Genomic DNA, 5125 nt, shown 5'->3' on the forward strand with positions numbered 1-5125 from the left:
TGTGTGGAGTGGTAGTTCAGTTGGTTAGAATACCGGCCTGTCACGCCGGGGGTCGCGGGTTCGAGTCCCGTCCACTCCGCCAATTGTTTCAAAGGAACGAGTCCTTAAACTCAAAATAAATACGCGGAGTGGTAGTTCAGTTGGTTAGAATACCGGCCTGTCACGCCGGGGGTCGCGGGTTCGAGTCCCGTCCACTCCGCCAATTTATTTAAATTTTTTCAATTCTAATTCCAATTCATCAAATTCCAAAAACGTCTCATTACTTGATCATTCAGTTACGTCATTGTAAATGACTTAATGGACTAGTAACACCGTTAGCTCCTGTTGTAATACATGTGTATAAATTTGAGTTGTTTTAACGTCACTATGACCTAATTGTGCTTGCACTGTCCGAATATCGGCGCCACTTTGTAATAAGTGTGTAGCAAATGAATGACGAAAAGTGTGAGGCGTTACTAGCTTATTGATCTTAGACTTAACGCTTGCTGATTTTACGGCCTTTCTGATGCTGGAGTGATCAAAGTGATGCCTTCGAATTTCTCCTGTTTCTGGATCTACGCTAAGCTTGTGGGAGGGAAATATAAACTGCCATTGCAGTGACTTGTTGGCATGAGGATACTTTTTACTTAACAGGTGAGGCATCCATACTCCAGCGTACAGTTTATTTGCTCAATCTATTTGTAAGTACTCATCCACCTGACAAATTTGATTTCTCAAGGCAGGAATTAACTCTTGTGCTAAGGTTACTATGCGGTGCTTGTTGCCTTTACCATGCCAAATACGAAGACATTTATATTCAAAATCAATATCTTGAACCCGTAATTTCACTGCTTCCATGAGGCGTAACCCGCTACCATACAATAAACTAACAACCAAAAGATTACGCTTACTTAAATGTTGCATAAGCCTAGATATTTCAGACTGTGTTAACACGATAGGTAGTTTTTGATGACGGCTGCTTTTAATAAAATTCAACTCCAAGGTTAATTCGTTTTGTATAATATGTTTGTACAAAAAAGCGAGAGAATTAAGTGCAGTAGCCTGTGTTCGAGCTGCAACATTTTTAGTGACGACTAAATCATTTAAAAATAGCTCAACTTCACTATTGCCCATAGAGGCAGGGTGACGCTTTTTGTGAAAGTGTATATAAGCTGCTATCCAACCAATGTAAGTCTCGATAGATTTTTTCGCATAATGGCGACTATACATGTACTCGACAACACTATTTAGAAAAGGTGATTTTGTCTTCATTTTAACTTCCTTACTACACTGTTTTTATATACAGTATTGCGGCATTTCCACCCAAGTCAAGAAATGAGGTATGTTGCCTCATTACGTCTAAAAACAAAAACATTGTATTTAACTGTAGCTAAGAGGTGGTATTAGCTGCAAGGATTTGTTATTAATATGTAAAATAAATAAGGTGGAAACTCTCTGGTAGGAAAAGAGGCAAGTTGCCTCCTATTAAATTGTTAGCATTACAAGGAGTACATATGAAATCTACAGGGACTAACCAACTCACACGCGGTAAAACTTTTATTGCAGGTGGTGTTTGCTCTGGATTAGCAAATCATTACGGGTTAAATAAAGGCGGAATTCAGGCATGCTTTGTTATTGGCAGTTTGTTTTACGGAGTCACAGTTTTTTTGTATTTAGCTCTTTGGGTTATTTTACCTAACAAACCTAGTATTGCATAAATGTACTGCTAACAAGTAATTAAACAAGGACTAAAAACAGCGGTCACTTTTTCGCTCCGCTCAAGTTTAGCCCACTATTTTTAGCCTGTTAATTGGGCTACATGGACTCCCCTTTGTCAAGCAATAGCATCTCTTACAACAAGAAGATCTGACAGCAGCTCTACATTCGGCGTTTATTAGTTTTGTTACGCTATCGCCCTGATGATTTGCGCTTGAGCAATGCCTCATTCGTTAAACAGAGTCTTCTCTTTAGAGAAACTCTTCCCGATTAAACAGGCTTTCTTGCTCTCGGTCTGACCGTGTTATCGTCAATTGCTAATGCACAGACTCGGTGGGGTTAACCGTTTGGTTTAACCTCTTACTTCATATGAAATTATTTTACATAATCTACCTGATATTCTTTTTCTGAGTGTAACAGTGCCCAAATTAGTCGGGCGTTTTTAGCCGCTAATGCGACCGTTGCTCGTTTAAAACCTCGTCGCTGTACAAGATCTTTTACCCAAAGGCTAGTGCGGTCAGTTTTATTTTTACAGTTAGCAATAACGGCTCTTGCACCATGAATGAGTGAGGTACGAATATGTTTCTCGCCTCGCTTGCTAATTCTGCCTAAGCGAGCAACCCCGCCAGTTGAGTACTGCCTTGGTACTAAGCCTATCCATGCGGCAAAGGAACGACTACTGTCAAAATGTTTTGCATCATTGACGGTAGCAACGACAGCGGTTGCTGTGATTTCACCAATACCCGGAATACTCATTAAGCGTTTAGCGTCTTTCATTTTATTCGCTAGCGCGTATAGTTTTCTATCATATTTGAGTACTTCTTCATTCAAGGCTTTAATGCTTTGCCATAAATCATTGAGTAATTCACGAGCAAGGAAGGGTAAATTGTTTTCAGCATCTTCCAAAATACCTACAATGGCTTTTTGTGCAGGATAACGGCCTTTAGGCATGATAATGCCAAATTCGGCGAGTAGGCCTCGCAAACGGTTTATCCGTGCGGTTCTATCTTTGATAGCGCCTTGGCGAATACGATGCAAACATAATACGGCTTGTTGCTCTTCGCTTTTGATACTGACAAAACGTGTCTTTGGTCTGGTGGCTGCTTCACAAATAGCTTCGGTGTCATTGGCGTCATTCTTTTCGTTTTGACGATAAGGAATAACAAATTTAGATGCTATGATGCGAACATCATGGCCAAGTTTCTTGAATTCCCTTGCCCAGTAATGTGCTCCCGAGCATGCTTCCATGGCAATAATGCACTTTGGTAGCTTTGCTATTTCTGCTAACAGTTTGTTTCTTTTGATAGTTTTTCTTAATTTACACTTGCCATGTTGGTCAACACCATGAATACTAAAAACAAGTTTGGCTAAATCGATGCCAACGACTTTAATTAAGGACATATGGACTCTCCTTTATTGAATGTATTTAACACCTTTCAATATGGCACATAGATGCCGATTAGTAGGGGAGTCCATATCATTCGTTATGAGCCATTAGGGATAGCCTCGTGAATTTCTTCAAAAGATGGATAATTAAATCACTTCTCAAGAAACCTGCTCCAGATAGGATTCCTAGATCTGGAGATAAAGCTAAGAGCGTTGATTGCAATGTTGTCTATATTCGAGCTAAAGACGAATCTTGGACTATTTTCTGTAATGAAATTGATTCGAAAGGAGTTACTGGTAAATATTGGCTTAATAAAAAAGATTATGGAGAACTATCAATTCCTTGGACTTGGCTCACTGACTATGAGTTAGATATAACGCACTTTTACGGCACATACGACTTGCGTTACTCTTCAATTGTACAGTATTTTTTTGAAGGCATATTACCTTGGGATAAATTAAAAATTATTCTTGGTAAAGTTCAACAATTTTTATTTAATCGTAAGGAGTTGGTGCGCTCTGAAAGGATAGAGACGCTCAAATTAATTCTTGAAGAAACAATTGAGAATAGGAATTTTACTGTAAGTTCAGTTTCTTTATCTGGTCTTTTATATACACAAAAGTGGGTGTTTCATCCTGACAAATCTCGACAACTTGCGTACAACGATTTACTTCTAAAATCACTTGCCGAGAGTGGAGAGTTAACTTCGGTTCAATACGGCTTTAAACTGTCACCTAAAGCTCTGGTGACAATATCTGAATATGAAGAAGATCAAAAAAGACACAGAGATAATTTAGCTCAGTCAAGCGCTACAAAGTGGCTAACTTTTGCATTAATTATTGTAGGGCTTGTACAGGCAGGTGTTACTTATTATGGTGTGTATAAAAATGGCTCATAACAAGTTGCTCAAGTTCGTTCGTAAACTCACTGGGACAATTAACAGTTGGCTTGGCGCTTCGCGCAAGTTTAGCCAACAGTCAATTGCCCCTTAGCAAAGCGTTATACATACTTTAGGAGTTGCGCTTGAATCTGGATGATTTAATTCCCCAATATAAAGGACACCCATCCTAAATTGAACTAACCTAGTCTGTGTACTAAGCTCAGATGACCCTTTCTTATTTATGTCAGGTGCGTGATGACTACCCCCAGAAAGCAACAAATTAGTTTAGCGGATACCCCTTATTATCACTGTATGACACGCTGTGTCAGGCGTGCCTTTTTATGCGGTGAAGATAAGCACTCAGGGCAAAGCTTTGAACATCGGCGAGGTTGGATAGAAGAAAAACTGCACTTCCTCACCACGGTTTTTGCTGTTGAAATGTGTGCTTATGCGGTGATGAGCAATCATTATCATGTGGTGTTATTTGTTGATGAAGACAAAGCCAAGCAATGGAGCATGAATGAGGTACTTGAGCGCTGGCATCGGTTGCACAAAGGTACGCTATTAACCCAGCAATACCTCAATGGTGACAACCTTGCTACGCCACTAGTGGATATGGTTAACGCAACGGCTGAAATATATCGCCAACGCCTCATTGACGTCAGTTGGTTTATGCGTGAAATCAATGAAAAAGTTGCCCGTCAGGCCAACCAAGAAGATGATTGCAAAGGCCGGTTTTGGGAAGGGCGATTTAAATCCCAAGCTTTGTTAGATGAAACAGCGCTAGTGGCTTGTATGGCCTATGTTAATTTAAACCCTGTTCGCGCCAATATTGCAGATACACCCGAAACATCAAACCACACCAGCGTTAAACTGCGCTGTGAGCAAGCAAAAGCCAGTGAGAAAACCCATCACAAAGCCAATAAAACAGACAATATCAGCAACCAACCCCACACACTATTGCCTTTTGTTGGTAACCCAAGAGAAGATATGCCCCAAGGCCTACCGTTTGACCTAACAGATTACCTGCAACTTATGGATATTACTGGGCGTAGTATCCGGGAAGACAAACATGGCTTTATCGAGCAAAGCCAACCAGAGATACTAAAACGCTTAAATATATCAGCAGCGCACTGGTTCATTATTACCACCGAATTTAGAAC

At 40.2% G+C, this 5125-nt stretch carries 4 protein-coding genes, 2 tRNA genes and 1 pseudogene; 5 read left to right on the top strand and 2 right to left on the bottom strand.

Features of this window, described 5'->3' with window-relative positions; genetic code table 11:
* The first annotated feature begins 5 nt into the window (after positions 1-5).
* Positions 6-82: transfer RNA gene (locus B0169_RS18980), tRNA-Asp, on the top strand.
* A 43-nt stretch (positions 83-125) separates the two neighbouring features.
* A tRNA-Asp gene (locus B0169_RS18985) sits at positions 126-202 on the top strand.
* A 78-nt stretch (positions 203-280) separates the two neighbouring features.
* Here B0169_RS18985 and B0169_RS18990 read toward each other — a convergent pair.
* Positions 281-1251, bottom strand: a pseudogene (locus tag B0169_RS18990) (integron integrase).
* Positions 1252-1493: 242 nt separating this feature from the next.
* On the opposite strand from B0169_RS18990, the gene B0169_RS18995 reads away from it, so the two are divergent.
* On the top strand, positions 1494-1697 hold the full coding sequence (locus B0169_RS18995) for a PspC domain-containing protein (RefSeq protein WP_077288478.1): 204 nt from the start codon (positions 1494-1496) through the stop codon (positions 1695-1697).
* 373 nt (positions 1698-2070) lie between these two features.
* On the opposite strand, the gene B0169_RS19000 is transcribed toward B0169_RS18995, so the two are convergent.
* Positions 2071-3096: an IS110 family RNA-guided transposase gene (locus B0169_RS19000; RefSeq protein WP_077288479.1), complete on the bottom strand. Its 1026-nt coding sequence runs from the start codon at positions 3094-3096 to the stop codon at positions 2071-2073.
* Positions 3097-3203: 107 nt separating this feature from the next.
* Between B0169_RS19000 and B0169_RS19005 the strand changes: the two genes are divergently transcribed.
* The gene (locus B0169_RS19005) at positions 3204-3980 is read left to right on the top strand and encodes a hypothetical protein (protein WP_077288480.1); all 777 of its coding nucleotides are present in this window, start codon (positions 3204-3206) and stop codon (positions 3978-3980) included.
* A 237-nt stretch (positions 3981-4217) separates the two neighbouring features.
* On the top strand, positions 4218-5125 hold a 908-nt coding region (locus B0169_RS19010), incomplete at its 3' end, for a transposase (protein ID WP_077288481.1).

It is taken from the genome of Cognaticolwellia aestuarii, assembly GCF_002000025.1.
Taxonomy (GTDB): domain Bacteria; phylum Pseudomonadota; class Gammaproteobacteria; order Enterobacterales; family Alteromonadaceae; genus Cognaticolwellia; species Cognaticolwellia aestuarii.

What these genes read in the sequence shown, in the direction of transcription:
- B0169_RS19000 (WP_077288479.1), bottom strand. Translation starts at nt 3,096, where the DNA reads ATGTCCTTAATTAAAGTCGTTGGCATCGATTTAGCCAAACTTGTTTTT.
- B0169_RS18995 (WP_077288478.1), top strand. Translation starts at nt 1,494, where the DNA reads ATGAAATCTACAGGGACTAACCAACTCACACGCGGTAAAACTTTTATT.